The following is a 25,018-nucleotide window of genomic DNA, read 5'->3' as shown; positions in this document are numbered from 1 at the left end:
GTACCGATTTATTCCCGATCACAAGATTTACTTTTCGGTAATTCATGTTAATCAATTACCGGTAGATATTTCACTCATCACTTCGTAATGAGATTTCACCACCAATATATGCGTTCGTTTTGCCATTTTGTTCTAAGAGTAATGCACCCTGTTCATTGATGCCTTTGGCTACGCCACGGATCACATCGTCACCAATTAATAATTTAACAGGACGCCCTACAAAATTGTCGAGCCGTTGCCAATCGTTAAGAAACGGTGTTAGTCCATGTTGTTCGAAGTCTCGAAGTTTTACTTTTAGATTTTTCGCGACTTTTGCTACTAATAAATTGCGATCAACTTTACCTAAATTAGCCCACTTTTGGTTGACGATAGTTGTATCGGGATTATTCATCATTAGGTTGACTCCAACACCAATAACAACATGTGCACAGTCTCCCGTTTTGCCTGCAAGTTCAACTAATATGCCTGCAAGTTTTTGGTCATTAAGATAGAGGTCATTTGGCCATTTTACTTTAATATCTTGCCCCGAGATTTCTCGTAAAGTATCGGCTATCACAACACCAACGACTAAGCTTAGCCCCATGGCTGCTGCGATGCCCTGTTCAAGTCGCCAATACATTGAGAAATAGAGATTACTGCCAAATGGTGCAAACCATTGTCGCCCTCGCCTGCCTCGCGCTTTTGATTGAAACTCGGCAACACAGCTGTCGCCAGTTTGTAATTTCTCAATATTATCTAATAAATATTGGTTGGTTGATTCAATGATAGGCAGTACTTCCACATGACTATCAGCACCATAGTCATTGTCGATTTTGACTTTATCAAGTAGATCTATTGGTGATGCTAAGCAGTAACCTTTACCTTGCACGGATGATAAGGTAATCCCCCATTCCCGTAGCACTTTGATATATTTGTTGATGCCAGCTCGCGTTATTCCAAATTGGTTGGCAAGTTCTTCACCAGAGTGAAACTGCCCATCAGCTAATATATTGATTAATTTCAATGGATTTTGGTTACTGCGCATTAAACCCTCACTTTTTAAGTGATAATAAAACAATAAAGTAAAGCGAAATTATAGCAAAACTAATAAATAAATAGGTATTGTTAAATGTGTCCATTATAAAGGCAATTACCGCTGGCGCAACTAGGCTACCAAGTGTATTGGTTAATAGCATAGCTTGATTCATTGATACAATTTCTTGTTTGCGAACACACGAGCAAGCCCACGCCATTGAGATTGGGTAGATAGTGTAAATGGTCGCACCAAGTAAAATGATGGCTAATACGCCATAGAGGTTAAATATCAGTAAACAACAAGCTATCATCATTAAGATTGATTCAACCAACAAAACAATACGACGACCAAACCTATCTGCGCACCAGTTGGCAGGCATTTGTGCGATTACCCCAGAAAGTATTAGTAAAACCATCCAATTTGCGACTTGGTTATCTGTATAACCTAGATGTGAGTAGTATGCTGGCATTAGAGAGTATAGCGATCCAATTAACATACCAGCAATCGCACAACCAATTAAACCAACTCGAGAAGGTTTATACAATATCATGGGGATGATGTTGAAACTGCTTTTTTTCTTTTTAGGTAATTTGTAATGGGTTAGTAATATAAATAAGATGGCTAACCCCATTAGCACTGCTATTACTAGGCCAAAATAGAGTACGTTTTGCGGAAAGTATTGGAGCAATGCTTGCCCTAAAACAGTACCTAAGTAGTAGGTGGTTAGATAAACCGCCAGCATTTTACCGCGAGTACGGACTGTACCCGTAACTAAGATACAGCTTTCAATGACCACCCAAGTAACCGCACAGGCTATTCCAATAAAAAATCGCCATATCGCCCAACTATAGAAATCCATTGAAAAGCTTAATCCAATAGTTGCAATCGCAAAGATAATACAACTATAGGTGTAAGTGAATCTGGCGTTAAATCGGCTAATAAACCAATTTGCCATAATCGTTCCCACTAAGTTACCTGTAAAGTAGCTTGAGCCGACTAAACCTATTTGTCCTAGTGAAAAATGTTCACGCACTAGCCAAAGTGGCACTTGGGTATTAAGTGCTGATAAGGCGATGGTTACAAATAATAAACTTGTTAATAAAATAGGAAATGAATACGAATGTTTCATAATTTTGTTGTATATAAGCTGTTTTATTGTCTAATAAACGTTATTTACGTTATAGAAATTTATCCACGTCAATCTCACCAGTTGCGCCCATAAATCGAATTTCAGGCGAGAGGTGCACCGAGAACTTTTGTAATACTGCATTTATGATATAACGCGCTAACGCAACGACATCTTGCGCTGTCGCATTATCTTTATTGACTAATACAAGAGCTTGTTGTTGATGCACTGCTGCACCACCAATTTGATAGCCTTTTAGACCACACTGATCAATTAACCAGCCAGCAGCTAATTTTATTTGATCATTTGTTTGTGGATATATTGGCATTGTTGGATATTTTTCAAGTAGTTTATCAGCAAATTTTTTGTCTACTACTGGGTTTTTAAAAAAGCTTCCACCATTTCCTAATACATTAGGATCAGGCAGTTTGCTACGACGGATTTCGCACACTTTGTCGAAGATCATTTTTGGGGTGACACTTTCTGGATCAAAATTCCTTAATTCACCATAAGTTAACACCGGGCTCCATTGTTTTGGTAATGTGATGCCAACATATACAACCGCATAACCATTAGCATATTTTTGTTTGAAGATGCTTTCACGATAGCCATATTGGCCGTCAGTTACGCGAATAATTTTACCCGTTGCAAATTCAAGTAATTCGACATAATCGGCTACTTTTTGAAATTCAATGCCATAAGCGCCAATATTTTGAATTGGTGCAGATCCTACACATCCTGGTATTAGAGCTAAGTTTTCAAGACCAGGAATGTTTTGATTAATGGTGTTAGCAACTAGATCATGCCAATATTCACCCGCACCCACTTTTAAATGCCAGTGTGTTGGGGTTTCGGTTATAGTTAATCCTTTAATTCGATTAACAATGATTGTACCAGCAAAATTTTCAGTAAATAGTGTATTACTACCTTGTCCAATAATCATAATTGGTTGACTGTCGGTATTAGTTTTCCAAACTTGCATTAGCTGTTCCACAGTTTCGACTGTTTCTACTTGGTTGGCATATACATCTAAAGCAAATGTGTTAGGAATTTTTTGGTTCATTAATGACTACCTTTTATTAGAAATACTTTTAAATTCAATTAAATTAGTTTTATTCGGCATTTTTTATGCCTTTTTTTATTTAAAAGTATCAAATCAATGCCTTTATCTATTTTGATAAAGCAATTTATTCTATTGTGTCGATTGTTTATTTATTTGCTATATTATCACAACGCAAAACGATCTTTTATGCATTAAAATTTTTTTTAATGATCTTAACTACTTTTAGCTTGATATATGTGTCAAAAAATTAGACAAATAGTCTACAAATTGGACACTTTCCCTTTTTTGTTTTTTTTTATCATGTATTATAGCTACCCAAACGATCTTATTTATAAATTTAGTTAAAATCTATTTTACTCAACCTTGTGGTAGACGTTATTATTAATGAAATTTAAAAAATAAGTTATCGATCACGGTTTTATATAACTTTATGTTTTAAGATTGTTGCAATATTTAGTGGTAGTTGTGATTTAGAGGAAATTATGAAAAGAGTTTTTATTATGATCCTCGATTCCTTTGGGATCGGCGGTGCTGAAGATGCAAAAAAATATGGTGATGAAGGTTCTGATACCTTAGGCCATATTGCCGAAGCTTGTGCTTCAGGTAATGCAGATCATGGTCGTCAAGGCCCATTAAAATTACCTAATTTAGGAAAGTTAGGTTTGATAGAAGCCGCTTATGAATCAACTGGTTCATACCCTAAAGGAATGGCTACCGAAGGTGAAGTTATTGGTGCTTATGGCTTTGCCAGTGAGATTTCGTCGGGTAAAGATACGCCTTCAGGTCACTGGGAAATCGCGGGTGTTCCTGTTCTGTTTGATTGGGGCTATTTTACCAATACTACCAATAGTTTTCCTAAAGAATTATTATATAATATTGTTAAACGTGCTAACTTGCCTGGTTATCTTGGTGATTGTCATTCATCAGGTACAGTGATTCTTGATGAGCTTGGGCTTGAGCATATGGCTTCTGGTAAACCTATTTTTTATACCTCTGCTGATTCTGTTTTTCAAATTGCCTGCCATGAAGAGACTTTCGGTCTTGATAAACTTTATGAGGTTTGTGAGATAGCTCGTGATGAGCTTAATAAAGGCGATTATAATATCGGCCGCGTTATTGCTCGTCCATTTTTAGGTAATAAGCCAGGTGAATTTGTGCGTACTGGTAATCGTCATGATTTAGCCGTTGAACCACCAGCTCCGACAATGATTAAAAAGCTAGTTGAAGAAAAACAAGGTACTGTTGTATCAATTGGTAAAATTGCCGATATTTATGCCGAAGTGGGTATCACTAAGAAAGTTAAAGCTACAGGTATTGAGGCTTTATTCAATGCTACGCTAGAAGAAATCAAACAAGCGAAAGATAACACGATTGTGTTTACCAATTTCGTTGATTTTGACTCATCTTATGGTCATCGACGTGATGTTGCAGGCTACGCTGCGGCTTTAGAATATTTTGACCGCCGTTTACCTGAGATGTTAGCCCTTATTGAACCAGACGATCTTTTAATTATTAGTGCCGATCATGGTTGTGATCCAACCTGGCCTGGTACGGATCATACTCGTGAGCATATTCCAGTTTTAGTTTATGGTGATAGTGTTCCAGCTGGATCATTAGGTCATCGTGAAACATTTGCTGATATTGGACAAAGTGTTGCTGATTATTTTGATTTGTCACCAATGGATTATGGCAAGTCATTTATTCGTAAATAGCAATTGTTTAGGACGTTTTTTAGTAATAAATCAGGAGAGTTAAATGCCTACCCCTCATATCAACGCCGCCGATGGTGCTTTTGCTCAAACGGTATTAATGCCCGGCGATCCATTACGAGCTAAGTTTATTGCCGAAACTTTTTTAGATAATGCTAAAGAAGTAACGAATGTCAGAGGAATGCTCGGTTTTACTGGTCTGTACAAAGGTAAACAAGTTTCTGTTATGGGGCATGGAATGGGTATCCCATCTTGTTCTATTTATACAACCGAATTGATTAAGTTTTATGGTGTCAAAAACATTATTCGTATCGGTTCGTGTGGTGCAATTAGCCCAAATGTTAATCTTGGTGATGTTGTTATTGGTATGGGCGCTTGTACGGATTCTAAAGTGAATCGTTTGCGTTTTAAAGATCATGATTTTGCTGCCATCGCTGACTTTGGTCTTGTTTGTAATGCAGTTAATGCAGCTAAAGATTTAAATGTTAATGTGAAGGTTGGTAATATTTTCTCAGCTGATCTGTTTTATAGCGTTGAGCCTGATCTTTTCGATATCATGGAAAAATACAATATTTTAGGTGTCGAAATGGAAGCTGCTGGTATTTATGGTGTGGCGGCTGAATATGGCGCAAAAGCGTTGGCGATTTGTACGGTATCAGATCATATTCGAAAAGGCGAAGCGATGTCTTCCGAAGAACGCCAGCTAGGCTTCAAAGAGATGATTACTGTTGCGTTAGAGTCGGTATTACTTAATTCAGATTAAATTAATGGCAGAATTTCTGCCATTTTTTTTGTTTAAGAAATAAAAGTTTTACATTGACTGTCATTAATCAATTTTATCAGTAAATGTGTTTAACGTTATAACTAACGCATCGATAGTAATAACAATTTTTATTTATTCATTAATTTTATCTAATAGGTTAGAAGAGAACTCATTTAATAAGGAAACGAAATGAATATTAAGTTCAAACTTAAAGTTATATTTTTCTTGCAATTTTTTATCTGGGGTAGCTGGCTTATAACTTTAGGCTCTTACATGATGGAGACCTTGCATTTTACTGGAACAACAGTAGGTACAGTTTATGGTACTATGGGCATAGCATCCTTATTTATGCCTGGTCTGCTTGGTGTTGTTGCAGATAGATGGATTCCTGCTAATCGCTTATTCATGCTTTGCCACTTATTTGGAGCAATAACCCTTTTTATTGCCGCTTCAGTCACAACACCATTTATGATGGTCGTGGTAATTTTAATTCATTGTTTAGCATTTATGCCAACTATCGCGATTTCTAACTCAATTTCTTATTCTTGTTTAGAATCAGAAGGTCTTGATGTTATATCGCAATTCCCTAGTATAAGAATTTTTGGTACTATCGGCTTCATTGTTGCTATGTGGCTTGTTAGTTTCTTAAAAGTTGGATTAAGCAATGTACAGCTCTATATTGCAGCTGGCGGTTCGATTTTACTCAGCCTATATTCATTAACATTGCCATTAATTGTCATTGCTAAAGATGAGTCAAAAAGAAAGTCGCTTGTAAGTTCTTTAGGTTTAGATGCATTTGTATTATTCAAACAACCTAGAATTGCTATCTTTTTTGTCTTTGCTGTCTTCCTTGGTGGTATTTTACAAATTACCAATACTTTTGGTAATCCGTTCTTACTTTCATTTAAAAGTATTCCGGAATATGCTGATAGTTTAGTTGTGCAATATCCGTCAGTATTGCTATCTATTTCACAAATGTCAGAAGTTGTATTTATTTTATTTGTACCATTTTTTATGAAAAGATTTGGTATCAAGTATGTCATGTTAATTAGTATGTTGGCATGGGTTGCTCGGTTTGGATTATTTGCTTTTGGCGATCCATCACCTGTAGGTTTCACGTTACTTCTTCTGTCAATGATTGTTTATGGTTGTGCATTTGATTTCTATAATATTTCGGGTTCTATGTACGTTGATAAAACAGTTTCACCAGATATCCGTAATAGTGCACAAGGTTTATTTATGATTATGACCAATGGTATTGGGGCTTATTTAGGTTCAACTATCAGTGGTGTTGTTGTGGATCTTTACACTGTAAATGGTGTCATTGACTGGCGTACAATTTGGTTAATTTTTGCAGGATATTCTTTATTACTTGCTATTATTTTTGTCTTTATTTTCAAGAATGATACTCTTGATAACAGAAATTAATATCAAACTCAAGGCAAGGTTAATATAGATAAACTAAATTAACCAATTTGGCCACATCAATAAACAGGCAACTCATTTGTTGCCTGTTTATTGTTGCCACTTGATTTCAAAGAAGTTGATAAGTCACACAAAATGTATGGAAAATAATTGTCTTATCAAGGTAGAATAAGATGCTTGTAAAAGTTGTATCAATTTAGTCTGATGAATAATTTACAAGTGCCCTATAAGCATATACTTAAACAGATTAGAACTAGATGAATAAGCAAATAATCCCAAAAGTTATACTTCATGAGCATGTGGAAGGTAGTATTACACCATTTATGGCAAAAAAACTAGCCGATAAGAATCATCTGACTTTTCCTGATTCATTGTGCTATCGACCCGGTGAATATGATGCAAGCGATTATAAAAACGGTCGATATAATTATGATGAATCCGATTTTGTTTCATTTATCCAAACTTATGATACTGTCTCTAATTTTGTTAAACATCCCGACGATTATTACCTAATTACTTACGATTTTTTAAGCAGAAATGCCAAGCAAGGATTAATCTATTGCGAGCTATTTTTGTCTCCCTATCATATTTGTGCCATGGAAAGCGAAGGTAAAATAGTTTGGGATCAAGAAAGATTTAAACAAACGCTTAATCAAATGGATAAAGCGATTATTGATGTTCAAAAAGAACATAATATTACTGTAAGATACCATGTGATTGGCGTGCGCCATCTGGGTGCCGATGTGGTATACGATACACTGCAATTTATTGAGAATAACCCCCACCCATTTATTACCGGATTTAATATCGCAGGTAATGAAAAAGCAGGTCATTTTGATGATTTTGAAAAAGCCCATCAACTTGCTTCTAAATTAAATTTAAAAAAATCTTATCATGCTGGTGAAATTGATTCTGCTGAAAGTATTATCCAAGCGCTTAAACATGGCGCGAATCGTATTGGACATGGTATCGCCGCCATTGAAGATGATAAGTTGATTGAGAATTTAATTGATAACAAGATCACTTTAGAAATAGCGCTTACTAGTAATCGTATTTTAGTCAATAAGTTAAATGGTGATATTCTTAATCACCCAATTCGACAACTTTATGATAGAGGGGTCAGAATAACGCTTAATACCGATGACGCAGGCATATTTGGCACCGATATAGAGAAAGAATATCAGCTCGCTGAGCATTTTTTTCATTTTTCTCGATTGGAACTGTTTGATATTACACTTTGTGGAATTGATGCTGCATTTATTGAACCAACCGAAAAATCACGTTTGTTTAATGACGTTTTAGCCTTTTTTACTAGTAATGATAAGCAATGTCTACAACAGGCAATCAACGTTCAGCAATATCACCCTGCTATTATTGAACGATTTAAGAATTATCTCGTTTTATTATATGTTAATGATTAACAACATCAGAGAAATAGGAGATTGATATGAATAAAACCCGATTAAGCCTACTAACCCTATTAATATCTGGTTCACTTCAAGCAGCAACAGTAGATTTAAGAATTATCGAAACTACCGATTTGCACGGTAATATGATGAATTATGACTATTTCAAAGATCAGTACATTGATACTTTTGGTTTAGCTAAAACAGCTAATTTAATTCATCAAGCACGAAAAGAGGTAAAAAACAGTGTTTTAGTTGATAACGGCGATTTGATTCAAGGCAGTCCAATGGCTGATTATGCTTTGAATAAAGGTCTAAACAAAGGTGAGACTCATCCTGTTTATAAAGCACTTAATACGCTAGATTATGTAGTTGGTAACATCGGTAATCATGAGTTCAATTTTGGTTTAGATTTTTTACAAAAAAGTCTAGCTGGTGCTAATTTTCCTTATGTTAATGCTAATGTTTTTGATGCGAAAACAAATAAACCTTACTTTAGGCAATATATTATTTTAGATAAACCGGTCGTTGATAGAGAAGGTAAACAACACACTATTAAAATCGGTTATATTGGTTTTGTGCCACCACAAATTATGCAGTGGGATAAACTTAATTTGGAAGGTAAGGTAATTGTTAAAGATATCACTGAAACCGCGAAACAATTAGTGCCTGAAATGAAAAAGCAAGGTGCAAATATCATTGTTGCAATTCCGCATTCAGGTGTTTCTGCCGAACCATATAAGGCTTTAGCTGAAAATTCAGTCTATTATTTAAGCCAAGTTGAAGGTATTAATGCTATTATGTTTGGTCATTCTCATGGGGTCTTTCCTAGCGAGGATTTTAAATCATTGCCTAATACTGATATTAGTACCGGAAATATCAATCATGTGCCCGCAGTAATGCCTGGACAATGGGGAAGTCATTTAGGTGTAGTTGATTTAGTTATTGAAGGTGATAAAGCTAATTGGAAAGTCATTTCTGGTAAATCAGAAGCTCGCCCGATCTTTGATATTAAAAATAAAAAAGCATTAGTTGGATCAGATAAAAATATTACGAATGCGTTAAGAGACGACCACGAAGGTACCCGTGAATTTGTTGGTAAACCAATTGGCAAGGTTTCAACCGATATCAATAGTTATTTAGCATTAGTCGAAGATACTTCTGCTTTGCAAATTATTAGTGATGCGCAAATTGATTATGTGAAACAGTTTGTTCAAGGTGATCCAGATCTGGATGGATTACCCATTTTATCGGCAATTGCGCCATTTAAAGCTGGTGGTCGTAAAAACGATCCTTCAGCTTATGTTGATGTTAAAAAAGGTGATTTAACTTTTAGAAATGCAGCTGATATCTATCTTTATCCTAATATTTTATCTGCAGTAAAAATAACGGGTAAAGATGTTAAAGAGTGGTTGGAATGCTCAGCAGGTGTTTATAATCAAATTGATATCAATTCGTCACAACCACAATATTTGATTAATTGGGATAAATTTAGAACTTATAATTTTGATACCATTGATGGTGTGAGTTATCAAATTGATATCACTAAACCTGCACGTTATGATGGAAATTGTCAGTTAATTAATCCTGATTCAGAACGTATCGTAAACTTAACTTATCAACAAAAACCTATTGCTCCCAATCAAGCATTTTTAATTGCCACCAATAACTATCGTGCTTATACCGGAACATTCCCTGGTACTGGTGGTAAAAATGTTAAATTTAATTCTCCGGATGATTTAAGGGTCATTCTTTCAGCCTATATTACTAATCACACTAAAAAACAAGGTGAAGTGAATGTGAAGGTTGATAATAACTGGCGAATTGCACCAATTACCAGCAAAATTAATTTGGATATTCGCTTTGAATCTTCCCCTACTGAAGAAGCCAAAGCCTATATTGAAAAACATTCATTGTACCCAATTAAGTTTATTGAAAAAGATAATTTAGGCTTTGGTGTATATCAACTTAATTTACAAGCACCAACAAAATCGCAAAACTAAAAATCTATTGATGATAACAAGGATTATGAATATGAAGATTGAAAAACTAATTGAACTAGCTAAAACAGCACGCTCAAAAGCTTATGTACCCTATTCTAAATTTCAAGTAGGTGCAGTATTAATTACCGAAGATGACGAAGCTATTTTAGGATGCAATATTGAAAATGCCTCATATGGCCTAGCCAACTGTGCTGAACGGACTGCGATTTTTAAGGCGGTATCAGAAGGTAAAACAAAATTTAAAAAATTAGTTGTAATTGGCGATACTGATGGACCAATTTCACCTTGTGGAGCTTGTCGCCAAGTCATTAGTGAATTTTGCGCCAAAGATATGCCAGTTATTTTGACAAATATGCATGGTAAAATCCAAGAAACCACTGTCGGTGAATTGTTGCCTTGGTCTTTTTCACCTAGTGATTTAGATTAGTATTATTTCTGAATAAGAAAATTTTAACTATCAAAAAAATTGATAGAAAATAATAAAAGAGAGTGATGAAGCTAAGATCAGAATTATCATCAATCCATATAATGGATGAAAAAATTTAATCCTAATTTGATTTATTGATATTAAGAGAGAAGTGTAATGAGATTTGTAGATATTATTGAAAAAAAACGTGATGGACATGCCTTAACTACCGAAGAAATTCAATTTTTTATTACCAATTATACTAATGGTACGATTCCTGACTACCAAGTAAGTGCTTTACTTATGGCTATTTATTATCAAGGTATGACTTCGAAAGAATGTGCTGATTTAACTAGTGCTATGATGTATTCCGGTGATACTGTTGATCTATCATCAATTAAAGGTATTAAAGTAGATAAACATTCAACCGGAGGTGTGGGTGATACAACCACTTTAGTATTAGCACCATTAGTTGCTGCTTTAGATATTCCTGTTGCCAAGATGTCAGGTCGAGGATTAGGCCATACTGGTGGAACAACCGATAAATTTGAAACTATTCCCGGCTTTAAAATCGAATTAGGTAAGCAAGAGTTTATCGATCAGGTTAACCAAAAAGGTGTTGCGGTTATTGGTCAATCAGGTAACTTAACCCCAGCTGATAAAAAACTTTATTCATTACGTGATGTAACCGGCACGGTTAACTCTATTCCGCTGATTGCCAGTTCAATCATGAGTAAAAAACTGGCTGCGGGTGCTGACGCTATTGTGTTGGATGTCAAAACCGGTGACGGTGCTTTAATGAAAACGATGGAAGACTCTGAGAAATTAGCACATGAAATGGTTAATATTGGTAATCAAATTGGTCGTAGAACCATGGCGATTATCTCAGATATGTCTCAACCTTTAGGTTATGCTATTGGTAATGCCTTAGAAGTTAAAGAAGCCATTGATACATTAAATAGTCATGGTCCTGCTGATTTAACTGAGTTAGTTTTAACGCTTGGTAGTCAAATGGTTGTATTAGCCAATAAAGCTAAGACATTAGAGGAAGCAAGAGAAAAACTTCAAGAAGTCATTAAAAATGGTAAAGCGATAGAGAAATTTAAAACGTTAATTGAAGCTCAAGGTGGAGATAGCTCTGTTGTTGATCATCCTGAAAAATTAGCCAACGCCCCTTACCAAATCGATCTACCTGCACAAAAATCAGGTTATGTATCACGCATTATTGCCGACCAAATTGGTATTGCGGCGATGCAATTAGGCGCTGGACGTGCAACTAAAGAAGATGTTATTGATCCAGCTGTTGGTATTGTTTTACATAAAAAAGTGGGTGATAAAGTTGAAGTGGGTGAACCATTATTAACTATTCATTCAAGTAGCGATAAGATTGATGCAATTAAACAAAAATTGTATGACAATATTACTATCAGTGATAGTGCTAAACAACCACAATTGATTTTCAAAGTAATTACGGAATAGCTCTAATAAGGATTTGGGAGATGCCATGTATTGTTTTAAATTTAAACTGTCACTAGTTATTATTTTAGGTCTGTTCTCAGTTAATTCATTCGCAGCAGTTGCAACCAAGCAATCTACTGCACCTACTTGGGAAAAAGATAAGCCCTATTCTTTTACTATTTTGCATACTAATGACCATCATGGCCATTTTTGGCAAAATGACATTGGTGAATATGGTTTAGCTGCTCAAAAAACTGTAGTTGACCAAATTAGAAAAGAAGTATCCGAAAAAGGTGGGAAATTACTTCTGCTATCTGGCGGTGACATTAATACAGGCGTTCCTGAATCCGATGTTTTACAAGCTAAACCCGATTTTATGGGTATGAACAGTATTGGTTATGATGCAATGGCTGTTGGTAACCATGAGTTTGATCATCCTTTAGCAGTTATTCGTGAACAACAAAAATGGGCTCACTTTCCATTTTTATCAGCAAATACTTACTTCAAAAATACTGATAATCGCGTTTTCGATGCTTATAAAATGTTTGATTTAAATGGCATTAGAGTTGCGGTATTTGGTTTAACTACTGATGATACAATTTTCCTTGCTTCACCTAAAAATACTGACGGTGTTGAGTTTCGCAAAACCTTGCCTGAAGCAGAGAAGGTGATAAGTCAAATTAAAAATAATGAGCGCCCAGATATGATTATTGCGGTTACTCATATGGGACATTATGAAAATGGTGAACATGGTTCAATGGCACCGGGTGATGTTGAGTTAGCACGGGGATTGAAACCAGGTGATTTAAATATGATTGTAGGTGGTCACTCTCAAAACCCTGTATGTATGGCTAGCCCTAACAAACGTATTACTGAGTATGTTCCTGGCACGCCATGTGCACCCGATCAACAAAATGGAACTTGGATTGTTCAAGCTCATGAATGGGGTAAATATGTTGGTCGTGCCGACTTTGTCTTTTTAAACGGTAAAATTACACTGGAAAATTATCAGTTAATTCCTATCAACTTGAAAAAAGAAGTCGACAATGGCAACGATACTAAACGTCTTGAATACTACACTAGTGAAATAGAACAAGATAAAAAATTGTTAGAAACACTTAAACCTTATCAAGATCAAGGTAAACAGCAATTACTCACTAAAACAGGTGAATTAATCGGTCGTTTAGAAGGTGATCGTAGTGTAGTAAGATATCAACAAAGCAATATGGGACAGCTGTTACTCAGTGCCTTTATTGAAAAAACGAATGCTGATGTTGGCATTATGGCTGGCGGTATGATTCGTGATTCACTTATTGAAGGAAATATTACTTATCGTGATATTTTGAAAGTTGAGCCTTTTGGTAATACAGTTGTTTACTTTGAGTTAACCGGCCGTGAATTGGTGGAATATCTTAAAGTTGCATTAAGTAAAAAACAAGGTTCTGGTGGTTATACTCACTTAAAAAATATCACGCTAGCTGGCAATACGATTAGCGATATTAAAATTAATAATGAGCCAATTGATTTGCAAAAATCTTATCGTATTACCACGTTAGATTATTTAGCGGCTGGTGGAGATGGTTATCCCGTTACCAACACTTCACCAACTTATGTCGATACAGGTTACCGAGACGCGGATGTGATAAGAGAATATATTGAAGCGCACTCACCAATTAATGCGGCAGATTATGAACCGGTTAATTTCATTTTGGAAAAATAACGGCTTTAAAAAAGAAATGTAGAATATAAATGGCACGGGTAAAATTGGTATTATAAATTAGCCATTAAATTTAATTTTTTGCTTTCAACATATAGGTAATATAGAGGTATTTATGAACATGACAGAATTTCAAAAAAATTGTTACGATATTGTGACCGATCCCAATCTGTCACCTAAACAAAAAGCGAACCTTCTCGCTTTAGCAGCGGAAAATAATTTACCTTATGTTGATTTGGATAGTGAAACTAAGCAAGCCTTAGATGAGCGTGTAATTTGTGACATGTACGAAGGTCATGCACCGTATAAACCTCGTTATGTGTTACCAGATTATGCAAAATTCCTTAAACAAGGATCTGAGTATTTAGAGCTTGAGCCTGCAAAAAATTTTGATGATGCCATAAATATGCTGACAATTGCTTATCATCATGTTCCTTCGGTCACTGGTATGCCTGTTTATTTGGGTTGTTTGGATAAAGTGTTACTACCTTATGTTGGCAATTTAACAGAAGAAGAGCTTTATCAGCGATTAAAACGTTTTTGGATTATGCTTGATCGCAATCTTCCTGATGCATTTATGCACGCCAATATTGGTCCAACTGACAATGTGATCTGTCGAGTAATTTTACGTGTTGATCGTGAACTCAAACAAGTTGCGCCTAATTTAACATTTATTTATGATGAAGATATCACCCCAGAATCTTTACTAAATACAGCAATTGAGAATATTTGCCAAACAGCAAAACCACATATCGCTAATAATATGATGATCAAAAAAGATTTTGATGATAAAGGCTATGGTGTTGTGAGTTGTTATAACTCTCTCCCTGTTGCGGGTGGTGGTAGTACTTTATCCAGAATTAATTTAAAAGAAGTCGCATTAAAAAGTAACAGTATTACCGACTTTTTACAAAATACCCTGCCTTATTATTGCCAATTGCAATTGAACTTAATCAAAGCGAGATCGGAATTTCTTTATGAAAAATCGAATTTCTTTCAAAATAGTTTTTTAGTCAAAGAAGGACTAATTGACGCAACTCGATTTGCACCAATGTTTGGTATTTATGCTATGGCTGAAGCGGTTAATATTCTACAAGAAAAATCTAACTTAGCTGGTCGCTATGGTGTTGATGAAGATGCTAATGAACTAGCTACCACCATTTCTGAGCAATTAGCTGACTTTATTGATAATCATAAAATTAAACATGCATGGCAAGGTAAAGCGATGTTACATGCGCAGTCAGGTATCAGTACAGACCGCGGTGCAACACCTGGTTTACGTATCCCTTATGGACATGAACCAGATCCTGTTACCCATATTATGGCATTATTTAAACACCATAAATATTATACATCTGGCATTAGTGATATTTTAACTATTGATGAAACGATTAAAAATAATCCATTAGCCTTAGTACAAATTTGTAAAGCAGCATTTAAATTTGGTTTCCGTGAATTTACGGCTAATATCAGTGGTAATGATCTGGTGCGTGTAACTGGTTATATGGTGAGATTATCAGATATCAAAAAATATAAAGAAGAAGGTTCGCGGATTAATACCACATTTTTAGGTAGTGAAGCAGCCGAAGATACAGTGAACAATAGTTACTTATGCAGGACCCCTAGGGTAATAAGCCATGAACAAGTCATGGGCAATCGTTAATAAAATTTTACCCTTTTCTTGTGTTGATGGACCGGGAAACCGGTTAGTCATCTTTTTACAAGGCTGCAATTTTAAATGTTTAAATTGCCACAATCCTTATACCATTTCACGGTGTAAGGAGTGTGGTGAATGTGTTGCTTCCTGCCCCCATCAAGCATTATCATTTATCAACAACAAAGTCATTTGGCAAAGTTCAACTTGCCAGCAGTGTGATACTTGTATAAACACTTGTAACTATCAGTCAACACCGATGACTTATCGATACAGTATTGAAGATATTTTAAAACTTATCCGAAAATATCTACCTTTTTTAAACGGAATAACCCTAAGCGGTGGTGAGGCAACACTGCAACTAGCGTTTATTGAGCAGCTTTTTAGTGCGATTAAACAAGCTCAGGATTTAAAACACTTAAGCTGTTTTGTTGACAGTAATGGATATTTACCTCAAATGGGTTGGCAAAAAATAGTCAACGTAATGGATGGGGCAATGATTGATCTTAAAGCATGGGATAATCAAGTACATGAAGCATTAACTAGCAAGGGAAATTTAAGAGTTAAAAAGTCAATTGAATATCTTGCAAAAATGAATAAATTATATGAAGTCAGATTTCTAATTATTCCTAAGCATACCGATTTACAACAAAACGCTGAACATTTAGCTAATTTTTTAAAGCAATTTGATGCAAATATAAAAATTAGAATCAATGCATTTCATAATCATGGTGTGAGAGGTGAAGCCAAAACATGGCAGAGCGCATCAAAACAACATATCGAAAATTTTGCTATGGAATTAAAACAATTTGGCCTGAAAAATATTGTTTTGCCAACTGTTTATTTATCATAATAGCGTTTTTTAATGAGTGTGTGCTTAATAAACTATTAACAGGCTTATTATAAAATTCCAAAATAATGTCTTAAATTTTTACCTCATGAGATTTTTGAAATAAAAATGAGCAGTTTGAAAACCTGCTCATTTGATTAACATCAAAATCAAATATTAAGATAAATCATTAATATCTGTTTAGATTTTAAAAAAATAGCTAATTGTATATCAACGTTAATATTTAACACATAAGGTATATGCTACATCTGGTTCAACAATAATATTACCTTCTACCATCCCCACACTGTAATATCTATAATTACCTAATACATCTTTTACCGATGATGGTTCACTGGTAAAATAGAAATCATAATTGATTAAACTTCTTAAATTTGGCGCACCAGACATCATATCTCGACCAATATAATCAAGTGGGGAATAAAAGTAGGCTTTACCCCATTCTGGCAATAATCCTTCACCGATTGCTCTTCTATATCCATTATTTTTTACATAATAGTTATCATTAGTTGTTGGAACGGTAGCAAAACTAGAATTGGATAACTCAGCTCGTATTGGTAGTCTATCATTATTATTTTGACAATATGTATTTGCGCTTTGCCAATTGCCCACCAAGTTATTTGTAAAATATAACCAATGTTTTATAGAGAAAGTGTAATAAAACTGTGCTAACGTTCGATTATTGGTAACTAATATTACAAATTTATCATCTTGAACTGGTACATTTTCGGTAAATTTAAATTCACTTTTAGAATCAGCGCTTGAATCACGAGAAGCACTAATTAGTGAATTATTCGGATTTTTAACCAAGGTATAACTATAATCAGAAATTGGATTTACCGGCACAATTCTAAAACGTGCATCCGGGAAACCATATGTTGGGAAGTAATTGCCGTTTTGATCTTTAGCGGAGGCCTTAAAACCTTTATGCATAGTAAATTGGTCTACGTTATAAGGAACATCAAGATCTATCGTATCAGCACCATAAGGAGCATAGTTATCCCCTTCATCCCATCCATTGTGCATAATCAGAGCCAATACACCAGGCCTAATATAACAGATACCATCATCAGCACTGACTTGAAATGTTTTAGAGACTTCTCTTGGTTCTGACTGATCAGGAGCACCGTACTGGGTTTTAGCAACAAATTGAATCGTTACTTTTACTGATGATTTTGCATTAGCCGTCGATGAATTACACACATCACTACCAAGTTGGGAAGTAGAATCAGAAGGAATTATGTTATTGTTTGAGTCCCGCCATTCAGTATTAATAGACTGAATGATAAAACTGCCGGTAGTAGCCACTTTGTCACCATCTACATCATTTATATCACTATCATTCAAACTTGAAGTATCTACCCCAAATGAATAAATACTTGGTGAAGTGTTGTAAGCAACAGAAATCTTATTATCAGTACCAGGCAAAACAATCACAGGATCAATACCATCAATATTTAATTTAAATTGAATTCCATTTAAGATTTTTGTATCAGCAGATTCTAGAATTTCAGGCGGATTACCGTGAATATATTGCGTAGTGGTTGCAGCAAATGATAATGCGGCTAGAGATGTATGGCAAAAAAGGCAAAAAAAAGAAATAGCTGTAATATTAAATATTAATTGCATCAAATAAAATTTTGGGGAAACAAACATTTTACTATTCATGCTAATTCCTCTACTCATAAACTTTCCTGCAAATTAGAATAAAGTTATTGATTTAAAGTTTTAATAAACTAAAGAATTATCAAATGATTGATAAAAATTGTTACCTATTACAATTTCAAATTTTAAAAACGCGTATAAGCAATAAAAACCATTAGAAAGTTATTAAATTGCATCCATGTAACGGTATATTTTTATTTAATATCTAGAGCAAAAACGACTATGTCGCTATCGAAAAAGTGTAATATTCAAATGTTGTTAATAAACTAATTTAAGAATATCAAAATAAGAAATGCTATTAAAAAGATCAGCGCAAAGTAGTTTAACTTTACTAACAGGCTGATTAAATAAGATAATTAATTGTATATGTTAAAAATAATCTACACAATTGTGCATAGTATATAATAATATATACAATATGGAATAGCGAAATATCAATTTATTGATATTTAATGGTTCTCAAATGAATATTTATTAAAATAATAATTCTAAATAAAGTGATTGAGCTCCTGATTTGATTTTTAATCACTGGATTTATCATCAATAATTTTATTAAAATATTTTGAAATTAGCGTTAAATAAAAAGGAGGCATTAACCTCCCTTTACAAATAAAATATAACTGAATTTATTTTCCTTTTTTAAAAGCTGCAGCAAAAGCATTACCCATTGCACTATTTGTAATAGGCGCTGACTGTCCACTTTTAGAAGTGCCGGTTGATTTATTCGTTCGAGCTTTGGCCACTTCTACTTTTGGCGTTGTTGGATCATCAAGTCGCATCGATAAAGCAATACGTTTGCGGGCAATATCCACTTCAATCACTTTAACTTTCACAATATCACCAGCTTTAACAACCGTTCGTGGATCTTCAACAAATTTATCAGATAATGCTGATATATGAACTAAACCATCTTGATGTACACCAATATCAACAAAAGCACCAAAATTGGTAACATTGGTTACCGCACCCTCCATAATCATACCTATTTTTAAATCTTCCATTGTTTCGATGTTATCAGCAAACTGGGCAGTTTTAAATTCAGGCCTTGGATCTCGTCCGGGTTTATCAAGTTCTTTAATAATATCAGTGACAGTTGGAACACCAAAATGGTCATCAACGTAATCAACCGCTTTTAATGATTTCAGATAATGAGTATCACCTAAAATTTCTTTTAAAGATTTATGATTTTTCTCTAAAATTCGTTCGACAACCGGATAGGCTTCAGGGTGAACAGCCGATGCATCAAGTGGATTTTTACCCTCCATTATGCGTAAAAAACCAGCACATTGTTCAAACGCTTTCGGGCCTAAACGACTAACTTTCAACAACTGTTTGCGATCGGTAAATTGACCATTTTCATTACGCCAATCTACAATATTTTGAGCAATAACTTTATTCAATCCTGCGATACGGGCAAGTAACATCATTGATGCAGTGTTTAAATTTACCCCTACCGCATTTACTCCATCTTCAACCACCGCATCAAGTTTTTTAGCTAATTGGGTCTGACTAACATCATGCTGATATTGCCCCACCCCAATGGATTTTGGATCGATTTTTACTAGCTCAGCTAAAGGATCTTGTAAACGACGAGCAATGGAGACCGCACCACGAATTGATACATCCAGATCAGGGAACTCTTGAGCAGCAAGCTCTGATGCAGAATAAACAGAAGCCCCAGCTTCGCTGACAATAACTTTTTGCCCTTTTACTTCCGGATACTTTTTCTGAACATCAAGATAGAAACGTTCAGTTTCACGAGATGCTGTGCCATTACCAATTGCAACTAATTCCACTTGATGTTTGATGCAAAGTGCAGCAACAATCATTGCTGCTTTATCAGCTTGTCCTGTATGAGGATAAATCGTTTCGGTCGCAATAAGTTTACCTGTAGAATCCACAACAGCAATTTTTACACCTGTTCGTAAGCCTGGATCCATTCCCATGGTGACTTTCATACCTGCAGGTGCAGCCATCAACATATCGTGTAAATTTGCTGCAAATACGTTAATTGCTTCCTCTTCAGCACGTTCACGCAAAGTGGTCATAAGCTCGGTTTCCATGTGCATTAAAATCTTAATTCGCCATGTCCAATTAATAACTGCTTTACGCCATTTATCTGCAGGTTGATCATTAAAATGAATCCCTAAATGCTCTGTAATAATTTGCTCGCAATAGCTCTCTTTTGGCGTTTCTTCAAATTGCGGATCGGCATTGAATGAAAGTTGTAAAAAGCCTTCATTTCGTCCTCTAAACATCGCTAAAGCACGATGAGAAGGCACTTTTGAAATAAGTTCACTTTGTGCAAAGTAGTCTCTAAATTTAGCACCTTCTTCCTCTTTACCAGTAATAACTTGAGATACAAGATGCGCGTTATTCCAAAGATAATGACGAACTTTAGCAAGTAAAGCGGCATCTTCAGCAAAACGCTCCATTAAAATATAACGGGCACCATCTAAGGCAGATTTAGTATCAGCAATGCCTTTATCTGCATTGATATATTTTTCAGCTTCAGTTTCTGGATTGAGATCGGGATTTTGCCATAAATCGTCAGCGAGAGATTCAAGCCCCGCCTCGATTGCTATTTGACCGCGGGTACGACGTTTTGGCTTATAAGGAAGATAAAGATCTTCTAATTCCGTTTTACTAAGCGTATCAGTAATTTTTTGGCTTAATTCTGGGGTTAATTTACCCTGTTCCTCAATTGATTTTAAAATTGTTTGTTTACGATCTTCTAGTTCTCGCAAATAACTTAAACGGCTATCTAAGGTACGTAATTGGGTATCATCCAGACCTCCGGTCACCTCTTTACGATATCGAGCAATAAAGGGAACGGTACTACCATCATCTAATAACTGAATGGCAGCTAAAACTTGTTCTGGTTTTACGGTTAATTCACCCGCTATAATATGGCTAATTTGATTATTTATCATGATATCTCTGTATATCTCGTCGATTAACGGAATTTATATTCATTATGCAAAAAGCTAATTATATAACAAGAGAGGGCTACTTGGCACTCGATCGTGAATTGAAATATTTATGGAAAGAAGAACGGCCTCGTGTTACTCAAGCTGTTTCGGATGCTGCAGCCCTTGGCGACCGTAGTGAAAATGCGGAATATATTTATGGAAAAAGACGTCTTCGCGAGATTGACAGACGTGTTCGCTTTTTAACCAAACGTTTAGAAATATTAACGATTGTCGATCCTGACCCAAGACAAGAAGGAAAAGTATTTTTTGGGGCTTGGGTCAAATTGGAAGATGATTCAGGAAAATTACATATCTACCGTATTGTTGGCAGTGATGAATTCGACCCCAAAAGAAATTGGATATCGATTAATAGCCCTGTTGCCAGAGCTTTAATTGGTCATAAAATTGATGATGAAATAGCAGTCATCACACCAAACGGTAAAACGTTTTATTATATTATTGATATCAGTTACCAAGAATTTGTTTAGATATTTTTACTTAAATAATAGATTCTCAAATTCAATTGTATGTTCAAGCTAACTAAACTAATTTATCCTTCATTAGGCAACCAGTCTGCTTGAATAAAAATGAGTAGTAACATAGCAACTAAACAATTAAAATATATCAATACAAATCTAATAGCAAAAAATCTTATCTAGTGATGAAAAAATAGAGAATTCATTAAATATATAGCTTAGAACATTGCCCGACTAAAACTTGAGGAAGTCACATATCTTGAAGATGATACCCCATGCGAACATAATACCTCTTTTATAAAAGCAGAATATCATCCTATACAAAATATCATTGAACGACGATTGTAAGATAGCTTAGGAATGAATTTATGGCACTTAAATATATAAATCCCTAATAATTAAATATATAATTTGATCAAACTAATTAAATATTTGCCGATATGATTGCCGTTAAACAACTCTTTATCTATCCGATTAAATCAATGCAAGGTATTGCATTGACGCGTGCCAAGAGTATTGATGGTGGCTTTGAATATGACCGTATCTTAATGATAAGTGAACCAGATGGAACATTTATAACTGCCAGACAATATCCAGAGCTGTTAAAACTTAAAACGGTAATAATTGACAACCAAGTGCAGGTGTCATTACCAACTAACGAATCAATCGTGATTAATTTCGATGAGTTTTCACTAAGTAATGAAGCAACCGAAGTTTGGGGAAATCACTTTACATCACATATTGCCCCAATTAAAGTTAATCAATTTTTTAGCCAATTTCTTCAAAAAGATGTGCAATTACGTTGGATCGGCAAAAAATTGAGTCGAAGAACTAAACGTTATCCAGATGTGCCAGTTAGTTTTGCTGATGGTTATCCTTATTTGTTGTTAAATCTTGCATCATTTAACTATCTTGAACAACAGTGCCCTGAAAAATTAGATATTCGCCAATTTCGTGGCAATATTATTATTGATGGCGCACTCCCTTTTGCAGAGGATGGATGGAAAACCATTAAAATTGGTGAGTTAATATTTGATATCATCAAACCTTGTACTCGTTGTGTATTAACCACGTTCAATGTCAATTCAGCCAAAGCTTTACCTAATAATGAACCTTTAAAAACTTTAAGTTATTTTAGAACTAATTTGGATGGTAAAATTGATTTTGGTATGAATATGATTGCTCGAAATCATGGTACTGTATCGATTGGTGATAAAATTGAGGTACTTGAACGCCAACCAGCTAAAAGCTATATTAAAAACTTTCCTACAGAATCAATAAAAGACTATCAACCTTGTACAATTACTTTCCAAGATAAAAAAATCAAAGGTAATAATCAACAAACAATTTTAGAACAACTTGAACAACATCATATTTCAATTCCTAACTCTTGTCGGGCTGGTGTATGTGGTCGTTGCTCAGTATTATTAACAAAAGGTAATCTAAAACCATTAACTCAATCAGCGATTAAACAAAATAAACATATTCTAGCCTGTAGTTGTGTTCCAAAAGGTGATATCACTATAGAATAGAAAAATAATGATTTTTATTATAAGACAAAGAATTTAATTTATTAAAATAATGGAATAAATATTAGGCTACAGTGGATGTTAAAAAAATTATTTTTATTTACGCTTCTCGGTTCCCTTTCTACATCTGTATTTTCTTTAGATCATTATAAAATGGTTTTCGACAATATAAAGGAAAAAAAAGAAGAGAAAGTCCTTAAAGAATTAGAAGAAGGCAATGCAACAAATCTAACTTATCTTACTCAGCTAGGGATGAGTTATATTGAATTGGCTAATACACTTCACAACAAAAGTTGCAATAAAATTCATAACATTCATGATTTAGTATCAACTTGGAAAAATCAATTTATTTTGACTAATGATATCTATTATGGTGTGTATGGTGAAGAGGATGATCGTAATAATTACTTGTCTTATAGATGTAAAAACCTAGAAATTGACATAATAAACGTTTTCATAAAACCTAAATTAATAGATAAAGGATTATCATTAATTCGAATTGCAATAATGAATGGTGATTTAAACACCATTAAATTAGTAATGACTTTAGAAGATAGTAGAAAAAATCCTAATTACTATTATTTTCATGATCTTATTGAATATATGGAAAAAGAAAATAATCAAAAAGTAAATGGTTATGTATCTTTTTTAATTGGTCAAGCACATCTTACTGGTAAATCTATTGATAGAGCTTATGGTAGAGCACTTTGGAAATTTTCTGAAGCTAGAGATATTGGTGAACCATCTTTACCCTACTTTATTGCTCTTGCTAAAATTGAAGATCGAATTAATACTTTATTGAATTATGAATATCTGTTTGATGAAGAAATTTATAAAAAGAGAAACACTGAGGTTGATAAAAGTATCTTGGATGGTATGCAAGATAACGCATTTCGAGGGGATATTCCTTCCTTACTTTATTTGAGTGGCTACTATTTAAATGAAGTTAAAATGAACAAAGCTTTAATGTATTTTAAAAAGGCTTGCGCATTGTCTTCTTCTCCAGCATGTGAAATGTATAAGAACAATCTCAAATATTCATACCATAAAGAACTCTATCCGTTATTGGAAAAGTTCGATAAAGATAAACCTGATCCTAAAACCGCCACGAAAATCGCTGAATGGTTTGAAAAGCGTCATAAATATTTTACCGCCATTTATTTTTACACTTATGCTGCGGATAATGATCCTAAATTATTTCTTCACATAGCTGACTTATATTATAAGACTAGACTTACTGATGATGAGCAAGATCAAAAAATCGTGGAAAATTATACTAAATATGTGAATTACGTTAAAGATCCTGAAATCATGCGGAAACTTCATTATAAGAATAGGGATAAGGATAAAAAAATTTATTGGATAAAAGAATCTGCAAAGTATGGATCGCTATTTTCCCAAGAAGAATTAGCTAGAATGTATATGGTCGGTTATCTTTTGCCTCAGGATTTTCATAAAGCAATTTATTGGTACAATAGATATTGCTTTGATATCGAGAGAGAATATCTATCGTCAACTTGTTCAACCTTAGATGAATTAAGAAAAAATCCACAATTACAACGTGATTTAGAAAATAATGATATGAATGCTCAATCCAGAGTCGGTTGGATGTTTACTCGACATTTAGACTTATGGGAAGCTGGAAGGGATTATTTACAAAAAGCAGCAGATCAAGGTCTTTTTGAAGCAGAAATAGGTTTACAGCTAACGTCGGATAAAAATCCTTTTACCATGTATTAAACAATAAAAGATAAGTTTTAAACGGTAAATGGGTAGTAAAC

At 34.5% G+C, this 25,018-nt stretch carries 17 protein-coding genes and 1 pseudogene; 13 read left to right on the top strand and 5 right to left on the bottom strand.

The genetic code is table 11. The annotated features are described in order from the left end of the window. Positions 1-70: 70 nt before the first annotated feature. From birA to murB, 3 genes are read right to left on the bottom strand one after another with little or no spacing between them, the layout of a single operon-like run. A complete protein-coding gene (gene birA / locus J3U09_RS04610) occupies positions 71-1,024 on the bottom strand; it encodes a bifunctional biotin--[acetyl-CoA-carboxylase] ligase/biotin operon repressor BirA (protein ID WP_267357292.1) in 954 nt (317 codons plus the stop codon). Positions 1,025-1,031: 7 nt separating this feature from the next. Beyond that, the gene (locus J3U09_RS04605; protein WP_065563160.1) at positions 1,032-2,144 is read right to left on the bottom strand and encodes an MFS transporter; all 1,113 of its coding nucleotides are present in this window, start codon (positions 2,142-2,144) and stop codon (positions 1,032-1,034) included. Positions 2,145-2,193: 49 nt separating this feature from the next. Next, positions 2,194-3,204 (bottom strand): UDP-N-acetylmuramate dehydrogenase, encoded by a 1,011-nt coding sequence (gene murB, locus J3U09_RS04600; RefSeq protein WP_065563161.1) that lies wholly within the window; start codon positions 3,202-3,204, stop codon positions 2,194-2,196. Positions 3,205-3,686: 482 nt separating this feature from the next. On the opposite strand from murB, the gene J3U09_RS04595 reads away from it, so the two are divergent. The 10 genes from J3U09_RS04595 to J3U09_RS04550 all read left to right on the top strand — a co-directional run bounded on the left by J3U09_RS04595 (position 3,687) and on the right by J3U09_RS04550 (position 16,598). After that, on the top strand, positions 3,687-4,916 hold the full coding sequence (locus J3U09_RS04595; RefSeq protein WP_267357290.1) for a phosphopentomutase: 1,230 nt from the start codon (positions 3,687-3,689) through the stop codon (positions 4,914-4,916). A gap of 43 nt (positions 4,917-4,959) precedes the next feature. Beyond that, positions 4,960-5,676, top strand: a complete 717-nt coding sequence (gene deoD, locus J3U09_RS04590; protein ID WP_267357288.1) for a purine-nucleoside phosphorylase — start codon at positions 4,960-4,962, stop codon at positions 5,674-5,676. Positions 5,677-5,865: 189 nt separating this feature from the next. Further along, positions 5,866-7,104, top strand: a complete 1,239-nt coding sequence (locus J3U09_RS04585; protein ID WP_267357286.1) for a nucleoside permease — start codon at positions 5,866-5,868, stop codon at positions 7,102-7,104. Between the two features lie 254 nt (positions 7,105-7,358). Next, complete coding sequence (gene add, locus J3U09_RS04580) at positions 7,359-8,522, top strand: adenosine deaminase (RefSeq protein ID WP_065563165.1); 1,164 nt, start codon at positions 7,359-7,361, stop codon at positions 8,520-8,522. Positions 8,523-8,548: 26 nt separating this feature from the next. Further along, a complete protein-coding gene (locus J3U09_RS04575; RefSeq protein ID WP_267357283.1) occupies positions 8,549-10,510 on the top strand; it encodes a bifunctional 2',3'-cyclic-nucleotide 2'-phosphodiesterase/3'-nucleotidase in 1,962 nt (653 codons plus the stop codon). 25 nt (positions 10,511-10,535) lie between these two features. Continuing rightward, positions 10,536-10,937, top strand: coding sequence for a cytidine deaminase (locus tag J3U09_RS04570; RefSeq protein ID WP_176713943.1), 402 nt, complete (start codon positions 10,536-10,538; stop codon positions 10,935-10,937). 156 nt (positions 10,938-11,093) lie between these two features. Continuing rightward, the gene (locus J3U09_RS04565; protein WP_267357281.1) at positions 11,094-12,395 is read left to right on the top strand and encodes a pyrimidine-nucleoside phosphorylase; all 1,302 of its coding nucleotides are present in this window, start codon (positions 11,094-11,096) and stop codon (positions 12,393-12,395) included. A gap of 25 nt (positions 12,396-12,420) precedes the next feature. Then, on the top strand, positions 12,421-14,094 hold the full coding sequence (gene ushA, locus J3U09_RS04560) for a bifunctional UDP-sugar hydrolase/5'-nucleotidase UshA (protein WP_065563169.1): 1,674 nt from the start codon (positions 12,421-12,423) through the stop codon (positions 14,092-14,094). A gap of 112 nt (positions 14,095-14,206) precedes the next feature. Next, entirely contained in the window at positions 14,207-15,754 is a 1,548-nt protein-coding gene (locus J3U09_RS04555) for a YjjI family glycine radical enzyme (RefSeq protein WP_416380032.1), read from the top strand. Beyond that, complete coding sequence (locus J3U09_RS04550; RefSeq protein ID WP_065563171.1) at positions 15,729-16,598, top strand: YjjW family glycine radical enzyme activase; 870 nt, start codon at positions 15,729-15,731, stop codon at positions 16,596-16,598. The genes J3U09_RS04555 and J3U09_RS04550 overlap by 26 nt, the downstream gene beginning before the upstream one ends. Before the next feature lie 213 nt (positions 16,599-16,811). Here J3U09_RS04550 and J3U09_RS04545 read toward each other — a convergent pair whose 3' ends face one another. Together J3U09_RS04545 and J3U09_RS04540 are read right to left on the bottom strand one after the other, a co-directional pair. Beyond that, entirely contained in the window at positions 16,812-18,263 is a 1,452-nt protein-coding gene (locus tag J3U09_RS04545) for a hypothetical protein (protein WP_065563172.1), read from the bottom strand. A 757-nt stretch (positions 18,264-19,020) separates the two neighbouring features. Then, positions 19,021-21,193, bottom strand: a pseudogene (locus tag J3U09_RS04540) (Tex family protein); the annotation flags it as partial. Positions 21,194-21,237: 44 nt separating this feature from the next. Here J3U09_RS04540 and greB point away from each other — a divergent pair. The 3 genes from greB (at position 21,238) to J3U09_RS04525 (ending at position 24,977) form a co-directional block, all read left to right on the top strand. Continuing rightward, positions 21,238-21,720, top strand: a complete 483-nt coding sequence (greB, locus tag J3U09_RS04535; protein WP_065733801.1) for a transcription elongation factor GreB — start codon at positions 21,238-21,240, stop codon at positions 21,718-21,720. A gap of 428 nt (positions 21,721-22,148) precedes the next feature. Beyond that, positions 22,149-23,240: a YcbX family protein gene (locus J3U09_RS04530; protein WP_267357276.1), complete on the top strand. Its 1,092-nt coding sequence runs from the start codon at positions 22,149-22,151 to the stop codon at positions 23,238-23,240. Positions 23,241-23,315: 75 nt separating this feature from the next. Further along, the gene (locus J3U09_RS04525) at positions 23,316-24,977 is read left to right on the top strand and encodes a tetratricopeptide repeat protein (RefSeq protein ID WP_267357274.1); all 1,662 of its coding nucleotides are present in this window, start codon (positions 23,316-23,318) and stop codon (positions 24,975-24,977) included. Positions 24,978-25,018 lie beyond the last annotated feature (41 nt).

Source organism: Gilliamella sp. B2889 (assembly GCF_026536885.1).
Lineage (GTDB): Bacteria > Pseudomonadota > Gammaproteobacteria > Enterobacterales > Orbaceae > Gilliamella > Gilliamella apicola_E.
The sequence above is the reverse complement of the archived record's forward strand: the minus strand, read 5'-3'. Positions and strand labels throughout refer to the sequence as shown.